The sequence below is a fragment of the Acidovorax sp. LjRoot117 genome (assembly GCF_964252695.1).
Classification (GTDB): domain Bacteria; phylum Pseudomonadota; class Gammaproteobacteria; order Burkholderiales; family Burkholderiaceae_C; genus Acidovorax.
Genome location: NZ_CAXUPO020000008.1, coordinates 1 through 21937, shown reverse-complemented (window position 1 = coordinate 21937; position 21937 = coordinate 1). Strand labels below are relative to the sequence as shown.

Below are 21937 nucleotides of genomic sequence, written 5' to 3'. Positions count from 1 at the left end.
CAGCTACCGCTTGTCAATCAAGCGGTAGCGGGCTATTTTTATCAATAACGGACGCTCACTCCTCGGTGGCGGCCGCGGCCTTGGTCACGGCGGCTGCCTGCAGTGCCACGCCCAGGCCTTCACGCACCTTGTTCTCGATCTCGCGGGCGAGGTCGGGGTTTTCGCGCAGGAACTCGCGGGCGTTGTCGCGGCCCTGGCCGATCTTCTCGCCGTTGTAGGCATACCAGGCGCCCGACTTCTCCACGATCTTGGCCGTCACGCCCATGTCGATGATCTCGCCCTCGCGGCTGATGCCTTCGCCGAACAGGATGTCGAACTCGGCCGTCTTGAAGGGCGGGCTCACCTTGTTCTTGACCACCTTGACCTTGGTTTCGTTGCCGATGGCTTCGTCGCCCTTCTTGATGGTGCCGGTGCGGCGGATGTCCAGGCGCACCGAGGCGTAGAACTTGAGTGCATTGCCGCCGGTGGTGGTTTCGGGGCTGCCGAACATCACGCCGATCTTCATGCGGATCTGGTTGATGAAGATGACCATGCAATTGGTCTTCTTGATCGTGGCCGTGAGCTTGCGCAGCGCCTGGCTCATCAGGCGGGCCTGCAGGCCGGGCAGAGAGTCGCCCATTTCGCCTTCGATTTCGGCCTTGGGCGTGAGGGCTGCGACCGAGTCGATGACGATCAGGTCCACGGCGCCGGAGCGCACCAGGCTGTCCACGATTTCCAGGGCCTGCTCGCCGGTGTCGGGCTGGCTGATGAGCAGGTCGGGCACATGCACACCCAGCTTCTGGGCGTACTGGATGTCCAGCGCGTGCTCGGCGTCGACGAAGGCGCAGGTGCCGCCCTGCTTTTGCATCTCGGAGATGACCTGCAGCGTGAGCGTGGTCTTGCCCGACGATTCCGGGCCGTAGATCTCGACCACCCGGCCGCGGGGCAGGCCGCCCACGCCCAGGGCCACGTCCAGGCCCAGCGAGCCGGTGGACACCACCTGGATGTCTTCGATCACCTCGCCTTCGCCCAGGCGCATGATCGTGCCCTTGCCGAACTGCTTCTCGATCTGGGCGAGCGCGGCGGCCAGCGCCTTGGCCTTTTCGGTGTTTGCGGGGTTGGTGCCTTTGACTGCGACGTCCATGAGAAACTCCTAGGAAAAACAACAGGTTGGATGTGTGTGCGTCCTCTGCGGTTAACCACAGGCTGGATGCTTGAACAGTAGTTTATGCGACCTGTTTCGCCAAAACCAAGCAGTATTTGGTCAGTTTGCCTGACAATCTGGCATGGCCGAAAACTCCCCGTCCAGCCCCACTGCCCACCCCCCGCCAGGGGCTGCCTGGCCCCGCGTCGACGACGGCTGGCGCCAGACCCACCTGGGCCGGCTGCTGGGCCATGCGATGCGCCGCTTCGATGCCCGGGTGCTGCAACTCATGGCGCACAACGTGGAGGTGCCGCTGGCGCTGTCCAACCTGGCGGCGCGCGACCAGGTGACGGCCGCGCATGTGCACATCACCCGCCACCTGGCGCTCCAGGGCGACCGGCTGACCGACCTGGCCCAGCGTGCCGGCATGACCAAGCAGGCCATGGCCAACTTGGTGGACCAGTGCGAAGCCTGGGGCCTGGTCACGCGCGAGGCCGACCTGCTGGACGCCCGCGCCCGGCGCGTGCGCTTCACGGCCAACGGCCTGGCCTGGGTGCAGGCCTTTCGCGACGCCGTCACCCAGGCCGAGGGCGAGTTCCGTGCCGAGGTGGGCCCTGACGTGGCCACGGTGGTGGCCATCGGGCTGGAAGCGTATGCGGGCGGCGATGCGCAGTGGCTGGCCGCCGGCCGCCGCGAGTGAGCCGCGCCGCTGACCACGCGTCCCCCGCAGAGCCCACCTGACCCCGCGCAACGCGACCAGGTCCACCTCGCGCATGGCTGCCGGGGCCCATGCACCGCTGCACTGCTCAAGGCACCGGCAATGCACCCGTGCCCGCGCCCTGCGCCGCAGGCACCGCGGGCGTTGCGCCCGGAGGCTCGGCGCACACCAGCAGCCACTGCAGAAAGCACTGCAGCGCATGCAGCTGCGTGCGGCCCTCGGGGTAGCAGAACCAGTAGCCCATGTCGCTCAGGTAGCCGCCGCGCAGGGGCTGGTCCGCCAAGGGCTCGCGCACCAGCCCCGCGGTGATCTCGTCCTGCACCAGGCAGCGCGGCACCAGCGCCAGCCCCATGCCGGCCATCACCGCGCGGATCATGGTCTGGAACTGGTCGAACTGCGGCCCGGCCAGCGGGTCGATGAGGCCCGCCACCTGGTGCGTTTCGCTCCAGCGCAGCCAGGCGTCGGGCACCGTCACGTGGCGCAGCAGCGTGTGCTGGGCCACGTCGCGGGGGCTTTTCAGCGGCCAGTCGGCCACGCGGGTGCGCGGGGCGATCAGTGCGACGTCGTTGCCGGTCAGGTAGTGGGCATGGGCGCCGGGCCAGTGGCCTTCGCCGAACAGGATGGAGCAGTCGAGCTCGGGCCGCTCGAAGTCGTAGCTGTGCACATAGGGCACGAAGTGCAGCGTGACCTGCGGGTGCTGCTGCTGGAACTGCGGCAGGCGCGGGATGAGCCACTTGGCCCCGAACGTGGGCAGGCTGGACAGGTGCAGCGCGCCGCCGCCGTCATCGCTGGTGATCAGCTCCAGCGTGGCGGCCTCCAGCTGCGCCAGCACCGCGCGCACGGCTTTTTCATAGCGCTCGCCCGCCGGGGTCAGCGACAGGCGCTTGCGGTTGCGCTCGAACAGCGCCACGCCCACCCAGCCCTCCAGCTCCTTGATCTGCTTGCTCACCGCGCTCTGCGTGAGGTGCAGGGCCTCGGCGGCGCGCGAGACCCCGCCGAACCGCGTGACGGTGGAAAACGCCCGCAGCAGGTGCAGGGGCGGTGAAAGGCGGCGCAGGGAGGACATCGTAAGTTCTCACATCATTCCATTCGGGAATGTTATCAGGCATATCCATTGCTTGGTAGGGCTCACCAGTTCATTTAACCTTCAGATTCTTCATAGGAGAACCCCACATGCAACGCCGTCACCTGCTGTCCGCTCTGGCTGCCGTATCTTTCGTTCCTGGAATGTCTATGGCGCAAGAGGGCAAGCCCCTGCGCATCGTCGTGCCCTTCCCGCCCGGGGGCGCCACCGACATCACGGCCCGCAGCCTGCAGGAGTCGCTGGCCCGCATCCTCAAGCAGCCCGTGGTGCTCGACAACCGCGGCGGCGCGGGTGGCTCCATCGGCATGTCCGAAGTGGCGCGCGCCCCGGCCGATGGCCTCACCATCGGCGTGGCGACCCTGTCCACGCACGGCGTGAACCCGGCGGTCTTCAGCAAGCTGCCCTACAACCCCACCAAGGATTTCGTGGGCGTGACCGAGATCGTGAAGGCCCCGGGCGTGATCGTGATCAACCCCACGGTGCTGCCCGTCAAGGACTTCGCCGACCTGGTCAAGTACCTCAAGGCCAACCCCGGCAAGATCTCGTACGCCACCCCCGGCAACGGCACCATCGGCCACATGTGGGGCGAGCTGTTCAAGAGCAGCACCGGCACTGCCATGGTGCACATCCCCTACCGTGGTGCAGGCCCGGCCGTCAACGATGTGCTGGCCGGCCAGGTGGCGGTGTACTTCGACCAGGTGGCCTCGTCGCTGCCGCACATCAAGTCCGGCAAGCTCAAGGCCCTGGCCGTGTCGTGGCCCGAGCGCCTGGACGTGCTGCCCGATGTGCCCACCTACGCCGAGCTGGGCTTCAAGCAGGCCAACGAGCCCTCGTGGTTCGGCCTGGTGGCCCCTGCCGGCACACCGCCCGCTGCGGTCGAACGCATCCAGCAGGCCGTCGCCCAGGCCTTGAAGGAGCCCGCGGTGCGCGAGCGCCTGGCCGGCCAGGGGCTGTACCCCTCGGGCACCACGTCCAAGGACTTCACCGCGCAGATCGGCCGCGAGATCGACAAGATGAAGCGCGTGGCCGCATACGCCAAGATCGCGCTGGACTGACTCGCCCTGAACTGATACCCCCGGGAGGCCTTGTTCCGCAGGTGCAAGGCCCCCACCTGGGCAGGGTGCCGTCCCTGCCCGGCCGTTAGCCGGATGCCATGGCGCCTGAGGGATAACCATGGCCCTATTCCGGTCTGGGAGGCTAGGCCAGCCGCCCCCATTTGCGCACACTCTGCCTATGCATGCAGCCTTGAAACTCATTCACCACCGATTCCAGCAGGCCCAGCCCGGCCTGACCGGTTCGCCCGGGCACACATCGCCCGCTCCTGCCACAGCTGCCGCTGCCGCCATGGTGACCGCCGTGCCCGGCAGCACGCCGCTGGTGCTCGACTCGCCGCACAGCGGCACCCAGTACCCGGCCGACTTCGGCTCGGCGTGCGACCTGCCCACGCTGCGCCGCGCCGAGGACACGCACGTCGAAAAGATCTACGCCTTTGCCCCGGCCCTGGGCGTGGCCTGGATCGAAGCGCACTTTCCGCGCATCTACCTCGATGCCAACCGCGACACCACCGAGCTCGATACCTCGCTGCTCGACGGCGCATGGACCGACCCCATCTCCACCGACCCGCAGGTGCTCAGCAAGGTGCGCCTGGGCAAGGGCCTGGTGTGGAAGTTCACCGACGAGGGCGAGCCCATCTACAACCGCCTGCTCACCGTCGATGAAGTGCGTGCGCGCATCGACCGCTGCTGGCGCCCCTACCACGCTGCCGTGGCGCAGGCCATCCAGGCCGCCCATGCGCGCCACGGCTACAGCATCCACCTCAACTGCCATTCGATGCCCGCCGTGGCCGGCCGCTTCGCGACCGAGTTCCCGGGCCTGGAGCATGCCGACTTCGTGGTCGGCGACCGCGACGGCACCACCGCCAGCCCGGCGCTGTCCGCACTGATCTGCGACCACCTGCGCGCGTGCGGCTACAGCGTGGAATACAACCACCCCTACAAGGGCGTGGAGCTGGTGCGCCGCTACGGCAACCCCGCGCAGAACCGCCACAGCATCCAGGTCGAGATCAACCGCAAGCTCTACATGGACGAGCGCACGCTCGCCCAGCACCCCGAAGGCATGGCACGGCTGCAGGCCGACCTGCAGACCCTGGTGCACAAGCTGCTGGCGCACGACCCGCGCTGACGACGGCAACGACGGCGGCGGCGGTGGTTGTACACGCCCCGCAGGCAGCGCAGACACCGGGCGGTCTGCGCCTGCCCGCCCGGTCCGCAGGTGTGAACCGGTTTGCGCCAGTGGCCTGCCGCTGCGCCCGCGCCGCCTAGAATCGGCAGCAGGCGCGGCGCCAGACCGCAGCCATCCACCAGGAGACACCCGCATGCGCATCCTCATTGCCGAAGACGACCAGGTGCTCGCCGACGGGCTGCTGCGCACGCTGCGGGGATCGGGCGCCGTGGTGGACCACGTGGCCAGCGGCACCGAGGCCGACGCCGCCCTGCTCACCAACAACGAATTCGACCTGCTGATCCTGGACCTGGGCCTGCCCAAGTTGCACGGCCTGGAGGTGCTCAAGAAGCTGCGCAGCCGGGGCTCGGCGCTGCCGGTGCTCATCCTCACCGCAGCCGACAGCGTGGAAGAGCGCGTGAAGGGCCTGGACTTCGGCGCCGACGACTACATGGCCAAGCCGTTTTCGCTGCAGGAGCTCGAAGCCCGCGTGCGGGCCCTCACGCGCCGCGGCATGGGCGGCACCAGCAGCGCCATCAAGCACGGCCCCCTGGTGTACGACCAGGCCGGCCGCGTGGCCACCATCGATGGCAAGATGATCGAGCTTTCTGCCCGCGAGCTGGGCCTGCTGGAAGTGCTGCTGCAGCGCGCCGGCCGGCTGGTGAGCAAGGAGCAACTGGTGGAGCGCCTGTGCGAATGGGGCGAAGAGGTCAGCAACAACGCGATCGAGGTCTACATCCACCGCCTGCGCAAAAAGATCGAAGGGGGGCCCATCCGCATTGCCACGGTGCGCGGCCTGGGCTACTGCCTCGAGAAAATTCCAGGCTAGCTCCTGAATTGATAGCTGCTGGCGCTTGATGGACAAGCGGTAGCGGCCCAAAAGGCTTGACACCTTGAAAATCTTCCAGCGAGAGCAGCGCTCCCTCTTCGGCGAGATCCTCGACTGGATGCTCACGCCGCTGCTGCTGCTGTGGCCCGTCAGCCTGGCGCTCACCTGGCTCGTGGCCCAGGGCCTGGCCAACAAGCCGTTCGACCGGGCGCTCGAATACAACGCCCATGCGCTGGCGCAGCTGGTGTCGGTGTCCGGCGGCAAGGTGCAGTTCAACCTGCCGCAGCCCGCCAGCGAGATTTTGCGGGCCGACGACTCCGACATCGTCTACTACCAGGTCATCGCGCCGGGCGGCGAGTTCCTGTCGGGCGAGCGCGAGCTGCCCGAGCCGGCGGGCGACGAAGTGCCCCAGTCCGGCGAGGTGCGCCTGCGCGATGCCGAGATGCGCGGCATCGAGATCCGCGTGGCCTACATCTGGGTGCGCCTGCCGCTCGAAGGCACGCCCCTGGCCCTGGTGCAGGTGGCCGAGACGCGCGAAAAGCGCAGCGTGCTGGCCACCGAAATCATCAAGGGCGTGATGCTGCCGCAGTTCGTCATCCTGCCGCTGGCGGTGCTGCTGGTGTGGCTGGCGCTCGCGCGCGGCATCCAGCCGCTGAACCAGCTGGAGCAGCGCATCCGCGCGCGCAACCCTGACGATTTGTCTCCGCTGGACGACCGCACCGTGCCGCTCGAAGTCGCGCCGCTGGTCTCGTCGGTGAACGACCTGCTGCAGCGCCTGAACGACTCGCTGGCCACGCAAAAGCGCTTTCTGGCCGACGCGGCGCACCAGCTCAAGACCCCGCTGGCGGGCCTGCGCATGCAGGCCGACCTGGCCCAGCGCGAGGGCACCAGCACCGAAGAGCTCAAGCGCTCGCTGCAGCAGATCGGGCGCTCCAGCATCCGCGCCACGCACACCGTCAACCAACTGCTGGCCCTGGCGCGTGCCGAGGGCAGCGGCGTGGGGATTGCGCGCCAGCCCTGCGACCTGGCGCGGCTCGTGATCGAGGTGGTGCGCGACTCGGTGCCCCGCGCGCTCGACAAGCGCATCGACCTGGGCTACGACGGCGCCGAGCCCGGCTCGCCCGGCGTGCTGCTGGATGGCAATCCCACGCTGCTGAAAGAGCTGGTGCGCAACCTGCTCGACAACGCCATCAACTACACGCCGTCCACCCCCGCCAAGCCCGGCGTGGTCACCGCCCGCGTGCTGGCCGACACCTTCGGCCACGTGCTGCTGCTGCAGGTGGAAGACTCCGGCCCCGGCGTGCCCGAGGCCGAGCGCGAACTGGTGTTCCAGCCGTTCTACCGCGCCCTGGGCAGCGAGGCCGACGGCTCGGGCCTGGGCCTGCCCATCGTGCTGGAGATCGCGCGCAAGCACGGCGCCGAGGTCACGCTGGAAGACGCGCGCCCCGGCCACCACCCGCCCGGCGCGTGTTTCAGCGTGCGGTTTGCGGCGCGGGACGCGGTGGCGGGGGGCTGACGGCACGCACCCCCGCCCATCCCGCCGCATCTCCAGCCCGCAGCCGCACATTCCACCGCGGAATGTGATGAGGCCCAAACATCGTTAGCCAGCGCGGCATCGCCTGCCCAGAATGGGCCGCAGCACATGCCGCGAGGCGAGGACCCCACGATGCCCACCATTACCAGCCGGCGCAAGCTGCTGATCTCCACCGCCGCAGCCTGCCTGGGCGGCCCACTACAAGGCCTCGCCCACGCACAGGGGCAGCCGGCTTCGGCCGGCAGCGCGCCGCAGGCCCGGCCCAGCCAGCCCGTGCGGCTGCTCGTGCCCTTTGCCGCAGGCGGCGCCACCGACATCACCGCGCGCGTGCTGGCGGGGCCGCTGTCGCAGTGGCTGGGCGTGCCGGTGGGGGTGGAAAACCGCCCCGGCGCGGGCGGCGCCACCTGCATGGCCGAGGTGGCCGCTGCCGCACCCGACGGCGCCACACTGGGCGTGGCCACGCTGTCCACGCATGGCGTGAACCCCGCGGTCTACAAACAGCTGCCGTACAACGCGCTCGACGGCTTCACCCCCGTCACCGAGATCGTCAAGGCCCCGGGCGTGCTGGTGGTGCACCCCGGCCTGCCGGTGCGCGACTTTGCGCAGTTCGTGCAACACCTGAAGGCACGGCCCGGCCAGCTGGCCTATGCCTCGCCGGGCAACGGCACCATCGGGCACATGTGGGGAGAGCTGCTCAAGAGCAGCGCCAATGTGCGCATGACCCACCTGCCCCAGGCCGGCGCCACGGCCGCCCTGGCCGAGGTGCTGGCGGGCCGGGTGCCGGTGTACTTCGACCAGGTAGCGTCGTCGCTGCCGCACATCCAGGCAGGCCGCCTGCGGGCCCTGGCGGTGTCGTGGAACCAGCGCCTGGCCGTGTTGCCCCAGGTGCCCACCTACGCCGAGCTGAGCCTGTTCTCCAACAACGACCCCTCGTGGTTTGGCCTGGTGGCTCCGGCCGGCATGCCGGCCGCCGCGGCGCGCCGGCTGCGCGATGGCGTGGCCGCCGTGCTCAAAGACCCCGGCGTGCTGGCGCGCCTGGCCGAGCAGGGCCTGTTCGCATCCGGCAGCCTGCCCGACGAGTTTGCCGCGCAGATCCGCAAGGAGGTGGAGAAGATGCGCCGCGTGAGCCGGTTTGCGCGGATCACGCTGGATTGACGAAGGGAGCTGCCGCGTCCACTGCCGCAGGCAGGCAACACATCGCCTTCGGTGTGTGCCTCGGGTGCCATGTCGGTGGATTGCAGCGCGCCGCGGTCTGTCTCTGCACATCCCCGATGCATCCGGCAGAGGCGCGTAGCCTCAAGGATCTGAGTGTTTTTAGCCTCTACCGCTTGTTGGGTCAGCGCTAGAAGCTATATTTTTTATAGCAAAGAGCCTATCCGCAATTGCGCAGCGACTTGCCCGCCATCGCCGTGCGCAGCACCTCCAGCTGCGGGCGCAAAGCGTCGGTCACTGCGGGCAGGCGCAGGGTGAAGCCGGCGGTGTCTGGCCGCTCCTGCAACACGCGGGCAGTGCGCACGCCCTTGGTGGCCAGGTTGGCCAGCTCGCGCTCGGCGGCGTCCTTGGACGCAAAGCGGCCCAGCGACAAACCCAGCTCCAGCGTGCCGCCCGCGCGGTCGTGGTCCACCTTGCGGGCGCGCAGCTCGGCGCGCTTGCGGTCCAGGGTTTCCTGGTCTTCGAAGCGGCCCATGTAGACCATCCAGCGGCCCGGCACGGGCGTGGCATCCATCACCCAACTGCCCTGCGGCAGCGGCGCGGCCGCGGTGCGCAGCGCCTCGGCCTGGCGTTCGTCGAACACACCGGCCTGCAGGCATTCAGCGGATTCGGTGGCGGCCGTAGTGGCGTTGGGGGGAGGGGAAGACGAAGAGGCGGCATCGCTGGACGCCGTGGCCGTGCCAGACGAAGAGCCGGGGGTGGCCGGGGCCGCCGAAGAGGAGGGTGAGGTACCGGAGGAGGACGACGGGGACGTCTTGCCCGGGTTCACGCGCAGAATCTGCAGCGTCTCGGGCCGGATCTGCTGGTCCATGCGCTGGGGCTCCGCCTGCTCCTCCGGAGCCAGCCCCCAGCTCTTGAGCAGCCCTTGCGACCACGCGTAGTACCCCGCGTTGGCCAACAGCAGCACGATCACGGCAAGTCGCAGCATGGTGTCCTTTCAGTCGCGGTGTCCGACCAGCGTAAGTCCAACGCACCTACCGTAAAAACTGGCGCTACCCCCGCCAGCGCCACCGTGGAGCCGGCTTTGCCGGGCCAGGGGTGGCGTCCCCCTGTGGGGGATGACGCGAAGCGGCTCAGGGGGAATCTCATGCCACCGGCCGCACACTGATCTCGGAACTGGTGATCGCCTGCATGCCCGCGTCCGTGTGCACCAGCAGCGCGCCGTCCTCGCCCACGCCATGCGCCGTGCCCGCGGTGCCGTCGCTCAGCGTCACCGCGCGGCCCTGCAGCACGTCGCGCGCCGCAAAGCGGGGCTGCATGGGGCCGAAGCCGTAGCCTTCGAACGAGCGCAGCAGGCCCACCAGCGGCGGCACGATGCGCAGCAGCGCGGCGGGTGCATCCAGGCCCGGCTCCACGTCCTGCAGGCTGCCGGGCGGCATGCTCATGCCGTCGCCGCTGCGCGGCAGCACGTTGATGCCGATGCCCACCACCACGTAGCGCTGGTAGCGCTGGGTGTGGGGCAGCCCGCCAGCGGCGGGTGCCGCGCCCTGCGGCGAGACGAAGCTGGCCGTCTCGACCAGGATGCCGCCCAGCTTGCGGTCGCCGCCCGCGCCGCCCAGCCACAAGTCGTTGGGCCACTTCAGGCCCACGCGCGCAGGGTGCGCCGCGCCGACGGACGGCAGCACGGGCTGCAGGCTCTCGGCCACGCTCACACCCACCGCCAGCGACAAACCCGACCAGTCGGCCGGCGCCAATGGCAAGCCCAAAGACATCATCAAAGACGATCCGATATCGCTCTGCCAGGCCCGCCCCATGCGGCCACGGCCGGCGGTCTGCTGCTCGGCCACGAGCAGCGTGGGGTCGCACTGGCCGGCGCGTGCGCGACGCATCAGCTCGGTGTTGGTCGAATCGATGCTGGGCAGCACCTCGACGGTAAAACCGGGTAACAACGGTGACACCGCTTCCCACACGGCCTCTGCGGGCCAGCGGATGGGCGCGGTCACGCGCGGCGGCCCTGGGCGGTCTTCGCCTGGGGCTGGGCCGGCTTCACGGCCTTGGAGGGTTTTGCCGTCTGGGGGGTCTTTGCGGTCTTGGCCGCTTTGATGGGCTTGGCGGGCTTGGCGGCTTCTGCGGCCTGGCTGGCCTTTGTGCCTGCTTTCACCGCCTTGGCTGTTTTGTCTGCTTTCACCGGGCTGCGCGGCACCGGCGGCGCCCAGCCGCGCTTGGGCGCCAGCAGTGTGCCGCGGCAGTTGGCGTTGCCGCACCAGCAGGGGTATTCGGCCTTGAGCTTGGGGGTGTAGCGCTCTTCGATGATCAGGCCGTAGTCGTAGTTGAGCTCTTCGCCTGCCTTGATATTGCGCAGCGCCGTGATGAAAATGCGGCCGTCCCGTTCGTCGGCGTAGCAGTTGGGGTTGCAGCTGTGGTTGATCCAGCGCGACGAATTGCCGCCGAACTTTGCGTCGATCACGCGGTCTTCATCCACATGGAAGTAAAACGTGTGGTTCGGTTGCAGCGGGTCGTGGGGGTGGCGGTCCTGCGCCTCCTGCCAGCTGATGACCTCGCCGGTGTACTCCACCAGCACCTCGCCCTCGGCGATGTCCTGCACGGCAAACACGCCGTTGCCGTGCACTGCCGAGTGCCGGGTCTGGATGCGGCGACCCGGGGCGATGGTGGGGGCAGCAGGCGATGCAAAGCGGGGCATGGCAAAAACTCTGTTAACTTGATAGTGCACACGTGTGTGCGTGCGCGTGCATGTATGCGTACGTACATGCGCGCGAAACCCGAATTGTAGAAGCGCCCGGGCCGGACCCGGTCGCTTGGCCCCCAGAACGCAGAACGAACGACGACAGGCAAGAGCCCCCCAAAAAATGACCAAGACCCTGGTAATTGCAGAGAAACCCTCCGTGGCACAGGACATCGTGCGCGCCCTCACGCCCGTGGCGGGCAAGTTCGACAAGCACGACGACCACTTCGAGAACGACCGCTACGTGGTCACCAGCGCCGTGGGCCACCTGGTCGAGATCCAGGCGCCCGAGGAGTTCGACGTCAAGCGCGGCAAGTGGAGCTTTGCCCACCTGCCCGTGATCCCGCCGTACTTTGACTTGAAGCCCGTGGACAAGACCAAGACGCGCCTGAACGCGGTGGTCAAGCAGGCCAAGCGCAAGGACGTCACGCAACTCATCAACGCCTGTGACGCGGGCCGCGAGGGCGAGCTGATCTTCCGCCTGATCGAGCAGTACGCCGGCGGTGCCAAGCCGCTGGGCAAGCCCGTCAAGCGCCTGTGGCTGCAGTCCATGACGCCCCAGGCCATCCGCGACGGCTTCGACGCCCTGCGCACCGAGCAGCAGATGGCGGGCCTGGCCCACGCCGCGCGCAGCCGCAGCGAGGCCGACTGGCTGGTGGGCATCAACGGCACCCGCGCCATGACGGCATTCAACTCGCGCGACGGCGGGTTCTTCCTGACCACCGTGGGCCGGGTGCAGACGCCCACCCTGTCGCTGGTGGTGGAGCGCGAAGAAAAGATCCGCAAGTTCATCAGCCGCGACTACTGGGAAATCCACGCCACCTTCGGCGCCGAAGCCGGCGAGTACCCCGCCAAATGGTTCGACCCCAAGTGGAAGAAATCGGAAGACGTCGAAGCCCGCGCTGACCGCGTGTGGTCGTCCGCCGAGGCCACGGCCATCGCCGACGCCGTGCGCGGCAAGCAGGCCACCGTCACCGAAGAGAGCAAGCCCACCACACAAGCATCGCCCCTGCTGTTCGACCTGACCAGCCTGCAGCGCGAGGCCAACGGCAAGTTCGGCTTCTCGGCCAAGACCACGCTGGCCCTGGCGCAAAGCCTGTACGAGCGCCACAAGGCCCTGACCTACCCGCGGACCGACTCGCGCGCGCTGCCCGAGGACTACCTGCCGGTGGCCAAGCAGACCTTCGAGATGCTGGCCGACAGCGGCATGCGGCACCTGGCGCCGCACGCGCTCACCGCGCTGAACAACAACTACGTGCGCCCGTCCAAGCGCATCTTCGACAACAGCAAGGTCAGCGATCACTTTGCCATCATCCCCACGCTGCAGGCACCGAGCGGCCTGTCCGAAGCCGAACAGAAGCTGTACGACCTGGTCGTGCGCCGCTTCATGGCGGTGTTCTTCCCCAGTGCTGAATACACAGTGACCACCCGCATCAGCACCGTGGCGCCCCATAGCTTCAAGACCGAAGGCAAGGTGCTGGTCAAGCCGGGCTGGCTGGCCATCTACGGCAAGGAAGCGGCCGACGAGGTCGAAGGCGGCAAGGAGGGCGACAAGGGCCAGAATCTCGTGCCCGTCAAACCCGGCGAAAGCGTGAACACCCTGGCCGCCGACCCCAAGGGCCTCAAGACCAAGCCCCCCGCCCGCTACTCCGAAGCCACGCTGCTGGGCGCCATGGAAAGCGCCGGCAAGCAGATCGACGATGAAGAGCTGCGCTCTGCCATGCAGGAAAAAGGCCTGGGCACACCAGCCACCCGCGCGGCCATCATCGAAGGCCTGCTGACCGAAAAGTACATGCTGCGCGAAGGCCGCGAGATCATCCCCACGGCCAAGGCCTTCCAGCTGATGACGCTGCTGCGCGGCCTGGAGGTCGAAGAACTCTGCCGCGCCGACCTGACCGGCGAATGGGAGTTCAAGCTCTCGCAGATGGAAAAGGGCCAGCTCAGCCGCGAATCCTTCATGGCCGAGATCGCCGCCATGACCGAGCGCATGGTCAAGAAGGCCAAGGAATACGACCGCGACACCATCCCCGGCGACTACGCCACGCTCGAATCGCCCTGCCCTAACTGCGGCGGCACGGTGAAGGAGAACTACCGCCGCTTTGCCTGCGTGGGCAAGCCGGGTGCGGAAGGCTGCGGCTTCAGCTTCGGCAAGTCGCCCGCGGGCCGCACCTTCGAGACGGCCGAGGCCAACGCCCTGCTGCGCGACAAGAAGATCGGACCGCTGGAGGGCTTTCGCTCCAAGGCGGGCTGGCCCTTCACCTCCGAGATCGTCATCAAGTACGACGACGAGGCGCACAACTACAAGCTCGAATTCGACTTCGGCGACGACAAGAAGGGCGAGGAGTCCGGCGAGCTGGTGGAGTTTGAAGACGCCTCGCTCGGCCCCTGCCCCATCTGCGGATCGGAAGTGCACGAGCACGGCAGCAACTACGTGTGCAGCAAGGCCGTGCCCACCGCCGCGCAGCCCACGCCGAGCTGCACCTTCAAGAGCGGCAAGATCATCCTGCAGCAGCCCGTGGAGCGCGAGCAGATGACCAAGCTGCTGGACACCGGCAAGACCGACCTGCTCGACAAGTTCGTGAGCATGCGCACCCGCCGCGCCTTCAAGGCCCACCTGGCCTGGGACAAGGACGCGGGCAAGGTCAACTTCGAGTTCGCACCGAGCAAGTTCCCGCCGCGCCCCGGCGCTGTCGCCAAGGCTGCCGCGGCCAAGGCCGCCAAGCCCGGCGCCGCCGCCAAGAAAACCGCCAAGCCCGCAGCCGCCAAGAAGGCCCCGGCCACCAAGACCGCCGCCGCCAAGGCACCGCGCAAGGCCGCCGCCGGCAAGGCCCCCAGCGCCGCCCTGGCCGCCGTGATCGGCACCGAGCCCGTGGCCCGCCCCGAGGCGGTGAAGAAGCTGTGGGAATACATCAAGGCCCACAACCTGCAGGACCCCAAGGACAAGCGCACCATCGTCGCCGACGACAAGCTGCGCGCGGTGTTCGGCAAGGACAGCGCCGGCATGTTCGAGCTGGCGGGCATCCTGGGCAACCACCTCGGAGGCGAATGATGACCCCTCAAGCTGAACGCACAACGTCGCGGGCAGGCCGCGTCTGGCGCGCCGCCCTCACCACGCTCGGGGCCGTCGTGGTCGTCGGCGCGCTGGGTGGCTGCAGCAGCACCAGCACCTCGGGTTCTGCGCGCTCCAGCGACCCCGCGAGCCAGCAGCAGCAGCAGGGCGGCAGCGGCGTGACGGTGTTCGGCGATATCGATGTGAACGTGACGCGGGAGCGCACGCGCTGAGGTATTGAGGTGAAGGCCTGTGGTGGTGAGGCGGCGAGGCTTGAGGTGCCGAGGTGTGCATGTGGTTCAGCGTCGCTCGCGTCCATTCGGCGCCGCGGTGGCCATCGCACGCAGTGGGCCTGCCAGCAGCGCATCGTGTCACCGGCCTGGACCGCACAGGTGATCGCCGCCCACCCGCACCCCTGGAAAGAGTGATGTGATGGGCGAGCCCGCACTGTCCCTGCAGATCGCCACCACGGTCCATCACCGCATCCACACCGTCACGGTGCGCATGGATTCGGTGGGCTGGGTGGTGTCGGGCACCAAGCACCTGGTCGCGCCCGGCGGCGGGCACCGCTATCCCAGCGGGCGGGTGTTCGTGCTGCCACGCGGCGCGCAGTGGGAGGTCGTCAACGACCCGGCGCCGCAAGGCCGCTATGTGGCGCGCCTGCTGTGTTTTGCGCCCGAGTTGGTGGCGCAGTTCCACCGGCAGTTCGGCCAGTTCGCGGCCGTGGCACCGGTGCAGGGCTGCGCCGGCATCGCTGCCGATGCGGCGTTCGAAGACAGCTACATGCGCGCGGTAGCCGCGCTGGAGAGCGACGGCAGTTCGCAGGCGCTGCGCGAACACCGCGCGCTGGAGGTGCTGCTGCTCCTGGCCGAATCGGGCATCGTCTTCGCTCCACCCGGCGAGCTGGGCTGGGCCGAACGCGTGCGCCGCCTGGTGGGCCCGAGCCCCCAGGCCGACTGGACGCTCGATCGCATCGCCGCGGCCTTCGCCATCAGCCCCAGCACCCTGCAGCGCCGCCTGGCGCATGAGGGCGACACCGTGAGCCAGTGCCTGCGCGACGTGCGGCTGGAGACGGCGCTGGTGCTGCTGCAAAGCTCCACGCTGCAGGTCTCCGAGATCGCCGGCCGCTGCGGGTACGAATCGCACAGCCGCTTCAGCGCCGCGTTCCGCGAACGCTTCGGCTTCTCGCCATCGCAACTGCGGCCGTGATGCGTCGGTTGTGCCGATCTGCGGGCAAACGACAAAACGACAAACCGTTCACGCTGAGCTCGTCGAAGCGCTGCGCAGGGCTTCGACAGGCTCAGCCCGATTCAGCCCGATCGGGTTGTGCAAGTGATGCCGTTGGGAATGCACTGAAAAAGAAGCCCGGTCCGTTCACGCTGAGCTTGTCGAAGCGCTGCACAAGGCTTCGACGGGCTCAGCCCGATCGGGGTGTGGAGGTGATGCCGCTGGGAAGCCGCCAAAATGAAGACAAGTCCGTTCACGCTGAGCCTGTCGAAGCGCCGCGCAAGGCTTCGACAGGCTCAGCCCGAACGCCCTGGGGTGTGGCCGAGCGCGACCCCCTGACGCGCAGCGCACAGCGATTGACGCCGCCGGGCCAGCGCCAAAGCACGGCGCAAAGCACCATCAAGGCCTTGTTCCACACCGCTATTGCAGGAGCCTTCTTGATGCCACAACGTCCATTGCTTCACCGCCGCCTTCTGACCACCATGGCCACACTGGGCCTCGCACTGACAGCCGGCACGCTGGCCGTCACAGCCGCCCACGCCCAGGCCTTCAGCCTCAGCAGCCCCGACTTTGCCGCGGGCGGCACGCTGCCCCAGCGCTTCGAGTTCAAGGGCTTTGGCTGCGCAGGCGACAACCAATCGCCCGCGCTGCGCTGGAGCGGCGCGCCCGCCGGCACGCAAAGCTTTGCGGTCACCATGTACGACCCCGACGCACCCACGGGCTCGGGCTGGTGGCATTGGTCGGTGGTGAACATCCCCGCCAGCGTGACCGAACTGCGTGCCGATGCGGGCGCGGCGGGCGGCGCGCAACTGCCGGCAGGTGCCAGCCACGTGCGCATCGACTACGGCGTGGCCGCGTGGGGCGGCACCTGCCCGCCCGAGGGCGATGCGCCGCACCGCTACATCTTTACGGTGCATGCGCTCAAGGTACCGCGGCTCGACCTGCCCGCCAACGCAACGGCGGCGCTGGCCGGCTACATGGTCAACGCCCACAGCCTGGGCAAGGCCACCCTCACCGCCCACTACGGGCGCCCCGCGGCCCGGTAGGCGCGCTGCGCACCCGGGCGCCCGGGCCATGGCAGTGGCCGCAGTGGCCGTGTCGGGTGGAGCGGGGCGAGGTGGGCACTTGCGTTGTCTTGCCGTAAGCTCGCGGCGTCCGGCCCGTGCCAGCGTGGGTCGTCCCTGCCCACACCCCTGAAGGTCCCACCCATGCGCAGTACCCGCGAACGAGCCCTCTGGTCCATCGCCCTCGCGCTGCTCTTGGCCGCTGCCGCCGCCGCATGGTGGACGGCCGACCAGTGGCTGCCGCAAGCGGGCCCGTGGGCCGACCATGCGTGGAAGAAAATCACCCGCCCCGGCCCGGACACGCTGCCGCCGGGCCAGCAGGCCGGCCAAGCCCGCGCAGCGCGCGGCGGAGCCTCGGAGCCGCTGCCCGCGCAGCCCCGCAAGTGCGTGCAGGACGGCCGTGTCACCTACACCGACCAGCCCTGCCCCAAGGGCAGCCGCGAGCAACCCGTGGACGGCGCCGTGACCTCGCTGCCGAAGTAATGCAAGTAACTCCTGCCGGCGCCATCAAGATTGGAGCGCATGGCATCCCCGGTAGTAAGGCTGTCCCGCATGTGCCAGGCCCCCGGGCCCTGTCACCAGACTGCCTTGGTGCGTCGATAGAGTCGGCCTCTTTTCCAAAATGGAACGATCCCCCATGAAAGCCTTCTCCCTGGCAGCCGTCTGCCTCTGTGCCCTCATCGTCACCGGCTGCGGCGGCAACGACGACGCCCCTGCCCAGCCCCAGGTCATCGCGCGCCGCGGCGCCAGCGGCTACCTGCCCGAGCACACGCTGGGCGGCTACGAACTGGCCATCCGCATGGGCGCCGACTTCATCGAGCCCGACCTGCAGATCACCAAGGACGGCGCGCTCGTGGCCATCCACGACGACACCCTGAACCGCACCACCAACGTGGCCACGCTCTTTGCGCAGCGCAACGGCGGCTACAAGGTGGCCGACTTCACCCTCGCAGAAATCAAGACGCTGACCGTGGTGCCCACCGGCACAGGCAAGGTCAGCTACCCCGGCTTTGTGCCCAGCGCCACCAGTCCCTTCACCGTGCCCACCTTTCAAGAGGTGGTGGACTTTGCCAAGAAGCAAAGCAGCGCCGTGGGCCGCGAAGTGGGCATCTACCCCGAGGCCAAGCAGGCCGACCCGGTCATGGAAGACGGCATCCTCAAGACGCTGAACGCCAACGGCTACAACGGCACCAGCAAGGTCTTCATCCAGTCGTTCAGCGACGCCACGCTGCGCAGCCTGCGCACCAAGCAGATCGCGCAGAACAACAAGATGCCGCTCATCCTGCTGGGCGTGGCCACCACCGCGGCCGACGGCAGCGTGCGCATGGGCGTGACGGGTGCCACCGGCGTGCAGCCGATCGCGCTGAAAGACGTGGCCAGCTTCAACGAAGGCGTGGGTGTGCTCATCAACAACACCACCTACCCCGTCACCAAGGCCTTCATCGACCAGGCCCACGCCGCAGGCCTGAAGGTGCACGGCTGGACCTTTGCGCAGGCCGACGCCACGCTGGCTGCTGCAGAGTTCCGCAAGTACCTGGACATGGGCATGGACGGCATGTTCGCCAACTACCCCGACCTGGCCGTGACCACGCGCAACGCCTACGTGCAGGGCAAGTAACGGCGCGCTGAGGGGCGCGGCCCGCCGTGTGGCACACGGCGGTGACAGCCCGGGCTGCGCATTTGGGCTAGGCTTGGAGCCTGTGCCGGCCCGTCACTCCCGTGGCGCCGGCCCAGCACCATCACCAGCCACCCCACGCAAGTCCCCACGTACATAGCCACGTACATAGCCACGTGCATAAGCACGCACTCGCCATGCCCCAGCAGCCCGCCTCCACGCACTCCACCGCCAGCCCCACCCGATCGCTCCCCTTCGCGGGCGCCAGCAACTTCCGCGACCTGGGCGGCTACATCGGCCGCGACGGGCGCGCGGTCAAGTGGCGCCACCTCTTCCGGTCAGACCACCTGGCCGCGCTCACCCCGCAAGACCAGGCCCTGCTGGCCCAGCTGGGCGTCACCCGTGCCATCGACTTTCGCGGCAAGGCCGAAAGCGCCGCCTACGCCTACGCCCTGCCCGGCGTGGCCTACCACCCCCTGGTGATCGAGCCCACGGTGGTGCAGCGCGCGCTGGAGCTGCAGCGCACAGGCCGCCAGCTCACCGCGCAGGACGCCGTGGTGCTGATGCAGGACACCTACCGCGGCTTCGTGCACGACAACGCGCCGCGCTTTGCCGAGCTGTTCCAACTGCTGCTGGCAGGCAGCGAGCCGACGCCCGTCGTCTTTCACTGCACGGCAGGCAAAGACCGCACCGGCTTCGCCGCCGCCCTGATCCTGCTGTCCCTGGGCGTGCCGCGCGATGTCGTCATGCAGGACTACCTGCTCACCAACACCCTGTACCGCCGGCCTGAGGGCATGGGCAGCCACGCACCCGAAGAAGTGCTGTCGGTGCTGTGGCGAGTGCAGGAAGAGTTTCTGGATGCGGCGCTGCACATGGTGGACAACGACTTTGGCGGCGTGCAGGCGTATCTGGTGGATGTGCTGGGGGTGGATGCGGCGGCGCAGGAGGCGTTGGTGGGGCGGTACTTGCAAGCGACGTAGTACCCTTTGGCAGAAAATGCTTTATTGTCATTATTCTTTGAGCTAATTGTTTATCCTGGTGCTTTTGACTTTGAATCAGACGTTCTAGAATGGCACACTCCCATTCTGATTCAAAAAATTAATATTTCTCAGATTTTTTGATCGGCGGGATTTGAAATATCACGACTGAATGATGTTGGGCTTTTGCCTTCTTCATTTTTGATATTGCTGTCTTGTATACTGATTGAAAACACTAAAATGGCAGAAATTAAAATCACTTCGCCAATAGGAAAAACAGTTGGAAATACTCCTCACGAAGTGAGGATGGTTCAGCAGGCGCTTAACAGGCATATGAATTGCAAGTTAGGATACCGACCCATTAAAGAAGATGGCCGCCTGTCTTCAGAAACATTGGAGGCAATTCGTATTTTTCAGGAAATGATTGGGATAATTCCTGTGGATTCGATAATTTTACCCAATGGGGCGACACATAGGGCATTAAACCAAAGTGTTATAAGGATTCTTAATCCGTCTGCGGCATGCATGATTGCGGATCAGGAAAAAGTTAGACAAATAATTATTGATCGAGTCAATATTGTCGAGCGTAAAGCATGGCAGGCTTTGAATCCGGCCAAAATACCGCTCAACGATTGGGGGTACCAATCCATAGCCATCCATCACGCTGGCAACTCTTTTTCATGCGGGGCAAATGGTGTTGATGCTCTAAAGCAGGCAGAGAAAATTGATATGAAAAGCTTTAACCAAATCAGCTATCACTACGCAATTGACTGCAAAGGCATCGCTTACGAAGCACTCGATATTCGCCATAAGGGTGCACATATCGAAAAAGGCAATACCGGGGTTATAGGAATAGTGTTCTTGGCAGATCTGAGCGTGAGAGGAGAGGCGGCGCGTTACGGGCCAGGTGTCGCTAACGTAACTCGTAATAACGGCGTTCGAGCAGGCGTCTCCGAGTTCTTGGGGGTGCAGAAAGATCGACTTGCAGTGGCTCACGACGAACCATCTGAGCTCCAACTATCTAAGGCGGAGAAGCTTGTGAAAACTCTTGCTGAATTTTTTCCTATCAGAAAACTTGGAGGACATCGAGAGTTCGCACAGTCCGCTGGTACTAGCAGAGCATGCCCTGGTATCTATGGAATGATCATCGCTGAGCAACTTAGGATGAAATTTGGTTTTGCAAAGCCATGACATGAAGAAAAAGTATTTAGGTATTTTGATTGGTCTAATTATTTTTTCATTGGCGTGGATTTTCGTGGGTTTTGATCGTTATGTTGGAGATCACGAGGTGGGTTCCTGGTGGACCCCGTTTATTAAATCGGCCCCTACGTCAAGAATATTTTTTCATAATCCTGCGCAGTACACCCTTGATCGTGAGCCGTTTGATTCACTTGATGATGAGCGTAAAGAGCAGTTTATTCAGTATTGCTATATACGCTACGGTACTAAAATGCCTTACGACTGTGAAATTCTGGTTGAGGCAAGACGAATCAAATGAGAAAATTCAGAGACTCATCATTCGAGTTTTTATCGAGTTAGAGCTACTTGTCACATCCCGGACGATCATATGGCCGCTTGTGAAACAGATCCGGGTGTTCCTGATACCACTCTTTCATGGCCTGCATGGGCGTCTTCCTACTCATCGCTCCCGGCTCAATGGCTCTCGCCATGGCGCAATCAGCACCCGGCCCCGACGCAATGCCAACGCCTTCTGCCAGCGTGTGTCCACGCTCGCTGCAGGTCCAGCAAACGCCTTTGGACAAGGTGCCTCCTGATTGGCAGGTGCGCGGCAGCAATAAGAGTTTTCCCCTTTCCAATGTTGGGTTTTATCAAGGTCCCCCTGAGCTGCTCATGCAGAAGGTACCGTACCGCACCTACCGTAGAGGCAAGACGCTGCACTCTCAGTGGATCTTCCCACCCTCTACTCAACAGTATTGGGTGGCATGTGAATACTCCAGCACCGATGCCGTAGCCACAATGCCGCTGGACAAAAGTGTTACTGGCTGCACGGCAGAACACGACCTCAATACGTCACCGCCTACCGTTAAAAGCTGGGCCTGTCAAAGCACAGCGCGCCCATGAAGCGCGGCGTGAATGATGAATCGCCGCAGGCGGGTGAGCCATGCTGCAGCTAATCCGAGCGCGGTCGCTACACCCCGATGCGCTGGATGAACAGCCGACCGCCTCTCCACTTTGCCGTCGCCTTTCTTTGTCGTGGAGTAGTCGCTATGGCCATTCGCTGGCGCTCAGTATTTTTTCTCGCGCTATTTGGAGCTACGGGTAGCGTCATCGCCCAAACCGGCTACGCCTTGCCCAGCGTCGCGCACGTGGGCACATGCCCGGCGTCCATAGAGGTACAGCAAACGCCCATCGGCGAACTGCCGCCAGGTTGGCAGGCGGTTGGCAGCACGCGCAAGCATTACCTCAACAACGTTTCGTTCTACTACGGGTCGCCCGATCCAAGGGCGATACTGGCGCCCGACAGTGAGCAGCGCAGGGGCAAGACGTTGACGTCGACTTGGCCGCTCACGTCCCAAGACCTTCCTTACTTGTCGCATCCCGGATGATTGCATCGATCCAAAACGCTATCCACTCTTCATGG

22 protein-coding genes and 1 pseudogene are annotated in these 21937 nt (G+C 66.3%); 17 read left to right on the top strand and 6 right to left on the bottom strand.

Annotation, left to right across the window (positions count from 1 at the left end; all coding sequences use genetic code 11):
- Positions 1 to 55 precede the first annotated feature (55 nt).
- Positions 56 to 1123 carry a recombinase RecA gene (recA, locus tag ACSQ3D_RS19150; protein WP_056411202.1) on the bottom strand — a complete coding sequence of 356 codons (1068 nt, stop codon included), beginning with the start codon at positions 1121 to 1123 and terminating at the stop codon, positions 56 to 58.
- A gap of 142 nt (positions 1124 to 1265) precedes the next feature.
- Here recA and ACSQ3D_RS19145 point away from each other — a divergent pair, with 142 nt between their 5' ends.
- The gene (locus ACSQ3D_RS19145; RefSeq protein ID WP_436127945.1) at positions 1266 to 1823 is read left to right on the top strand and encodes a MarR family winged helix-turn-helix transcriptional regulator; all 558 of its coding nucleotides are present in this window, start codon (positions 1266 to 1268) and stop codon (positions 1821 to 1823) included.
- Between the two features lie 106 nt (positions 1824 to 1929).
- Here ACSQ3D_RS19145 and ACSQ3D_RS19140 read toward each other — a convergent pair whose 3' ends face one another.
- Entirely contained in the window at positions 1930 to 2907 is a 978-nt protein-coding gene (locus tag ACSQ3D_RS19140) for a LysR substrate-binding domain-containing protein (RefSeq protein WP_056411206.1), read from the bottom strand.
- Between the two features lie 107 nt (positions 2908 to 3014).
- Between ACSQ3D_RS19140 and ACSQ3D_RS19135 the strand changes: the two genes are divergently transcribed.
- From ACSQ3D_RS19135 to ACSQ3D_RS19115, 5 genes are all read left to right on the top strand, one after another.
- Entirely contained in the window at positions 3015 to 3980 is a 966-nt protein-coding gene (locus tag ACSQ3D_RS19135; RefSeq protein ID WP_436127944.1) for a tripartite tricarboxylate transporter substrate binding protein BugE, read from the top strand.
- Positions 3981 to 4158: 178 nt separating this feature from the next.
- Complete coding sequence (locus ACSQ3D_RS19130) at positions 4159 to 5106, top strand: N-formylglutamate amidohydrolase (RefSeq protein ID WP_436127943.1); 948 nt, start codon at positions 4159 to 4161, stop codon at positions 5104 to 5106.
- A gap of 193 nt (positions 5107 to 5299) precedes the next feature.
- Positions 5300 to 5974: a response regulator gene (locus ACSQ3D_RS19125; protein WP_056171164.1), complete on the top strand. Its 675-nt coding sequence runs from the start codon at positions 5300 to 5302 to the stop codon at positions 5972 to 5974.
- Between the two features lie 64 nt (positions 5975 to 6038).
- Positions 6039 to 7490, top strand: a complete 1452-nt coding sequence (locus tag ACSQ3D_RS19120) for a sensor histidine kinase (protein ID WP_056171161.1) — start codon at positions 6039 to 6041, stop codon at positions 7488 to 7490.
- 150 nt (positions 7491 to 7640) lie between these two features.
- On the top strand, positions 7641 to 8663 hold the full coding sequence (locus ACSQ3D_RS19115; protein ID WP_436127942.1) for a tripartite tricarboxylate transporter substrate-binding protein: 1023 nt from the start codon (positions 7641 to 7643) through the stop codon (positions 8661 to 8663).
- A gap of 217 nt (positions 8664 to 8880) precedes the next feature.
- Here ACSQ3D_RS19115 and ACSQ3D_RS19110 read toward each other — a convergent pair whose 3' ends face one another.
- The 3 genes from ACSQ3D_RS19110 to ACSQ3D_RS19100 all read right to left on the bottom strand — a co-directional run bounded on the left by ACSQ3D_RS19110 (position 8881) and on the right by ACSQ3D_RS19100 (position 11361).
- On the bottom strand, positions 8881 to 9648 hold the full coding sequence (locus tag ACSQ3D_RS19110) for an SPOR domain-containing protein (protein ID WP_436127941.1): 768 nt from the start codon (positions 9646 to 9648) through the stop codon (positions 8881 to 8883).
- Positions 9649 to 9805: 157 nt separating this feature from the next.
- On the bottom strand, positions 9806 to 10663 hold the full coding sequence (locus ACSQ3D_RS19105) for a biotin--[acetyl-CoA-carboxylase] ligase (RefSeq protein ID WP_436127940.1): 858 nt from the start codon (positions 10661 to 10663) through the stop codon (positions 9806 to 9808).
- Complete coding sequence (locus ACSQ3D_RS19100; protein WP_436127939.1) at positions 10660 to 11361, bottom strand: SET domain-containing protein-lysine N-methyltransferase; 702 nt, start codon at positions 11359 to 11361, stop codon at positions 10660 to 10662. Before ACSQ3D_RS19100 ends, ACSQ3D_RS19105 begins: the two co-directional genes overlap by 4 nt.
- Before the next feature lie 166 nt (positions 11362 to 11527).
- Here ACSQ3D_RS19100 and ACSQ3D_RS19095 point away from each other — a divergent pair, with 166 nt between their 5' ends.
- From ACSQ3D_RS19095 to ACSQ3D_RS19055, 9 genes are all read left to right on the top strand, one after another.
- A complete protein-coding gene (locus ACSQ3D_RS19095) occupies positions 11528 to 14452 on the top strand; it encodes a DNA topoisomerase III (protein ID WP_436127938.1) in 2925 nt (974 codons plus the stop codon).
- Entirely contained in the window at positions 14452 to 14685 is a 234-nt protein-coding gene (locus tag ACSQ3D_RS19090; RefSeq protein ID WP_436127937.1) for a hypothetical protein, read from the top strand. The genes ACSQ3D_RS19095 and ACSQ3D_RS19090 overlap by 1 nt, the downstream gene beginning before the upstream one ends.
- Before the next feature lie 199 nt (positions 14686 to 14884).
- Complete coding sequence (locus ACSQ3D_RS19085; RefSeq protein WP_436127936.1) at positions 14885 to 15661, top strand: helix-turn-helix transcriptional regulator; 777 nt, start codon at positions 14885 to 14887, stop codon at positions 15659 to 15661.
- A 500-nt stretch (positions 15662 to 16161) separates the two neighbouring features.
- On the top strand, positions 16162 to 16725 hold the full coding sequence (locus tag ACSQ3D_RS19080) for a YbhB/YbcL family Raf kinase inhibitor-like protein (RefSeq protein WP_436127935.1): 564 nt from the start codon (positions 16162 to 16164) through the stop codon (positions 16723 to 16725).
- Between the two features lie 162 nt (positions 16726 to 16887).
- A complete protein-coding gene (locus tag ACSQ3D_RS19075; protein WP_436127934.1) occupies positions 16888 to 17226 on the top strand; it encodes a DUF4124 domain-containing protein in 339 nt (112 codons plus the stop codon).
- Positions 17227 to 17380: 154 nt separating this feature from the next.
- Positions 17381 to 18361: a glycerophosphodiester phosphodiesterase family protein gene (locus ACSQ3D_RS19070; protein ID WP_436127933.1), complete on the top strand. Its 981-nt coding sequence runs from the start codon at positions 17381 to 17383 to the stop codon at positions 18359 to 18361.
- A 194-nt stretch (positions 18362 to 18555) separates the two neighbouring features.
- On the top strand, positions 18556 to 19338 hold the full coding sequence (locus tag ACSQ3D_RS19065; protein ID WP_436127932.1) for a tyrosine-protein phosphatase: 783 nt from the start codon (positions 18556 to 18558) through the stop codon (positions 19336 to 19338).
- A gap of 183 nt (positions 19339 to 19521) precedes the next feature.
- Entirely contained in the window at positions 19522 to 20526 is a 1005-nt protein-coding gene (locus tag ACSQ3D_RS19060) for a peptidoglycan recognition protein family protein (RefSeq protein ID WP_436127931.1), read from the top strand.
- Position 20527: 1 nt separating this feature from the next.
- Positions 20528 to 20833, top strand: coding sequence for a hypothetical protein (locus ACSQ3D_RS19055; RefSeq protein WP_436127930.1), 306 nt, complete (start codon positions 20528 to 20530; stop codon positions 20831 to 20833).
- A gap of 43 nt (positions 20834 to 20876) precedes the next feature.
- On the opposite strand, the pseudogene ACSQ3D_RS19050 reads toward ACSQ3D_RS19055, so the two are convergent.
- Positions 20877 to 20981: pseudogene (locus ACSQ3D_RS19050) on the bottom strand (IS481 family transposase); the annotation flags it as partial.
- On the opposite strand from ACSQ3D_RS19050, the gene ACSQ3D_RS19045 reads away from it, so the two are divergent.
- The gene (locus tag ACSQ3D_RS19045) at positions 20950 to 21417 is read left to right on the top strand and encodes an STY0301 family protein (protein ID WP_436127929.1); all 468 of its coding nucleotides are present in this window, start codon (positions 20950 to 20952) and stop codon (positions 21415 to 21417) included. The pseudogene ACSQ3D_RS19050 and the gene ACSQ3D_RS19045 sit on opposite strands and share 32 nt — an antisense overlap.
- A 77-nt stretch (positions 21418 to 21494) precedes the next feature.
- A complete protein-coding gene (locus tag ACSQ3D_RS19040) occupies positions 21495 to 21902 on the top strand; it encodes an STY0301 family protein (protein WP_436127928.1) in 408 nt (135 codons plus the stop codon).
- The last annotated feature ends 35 nt before the right edge of the window (positions 21903 to 21937 follow it).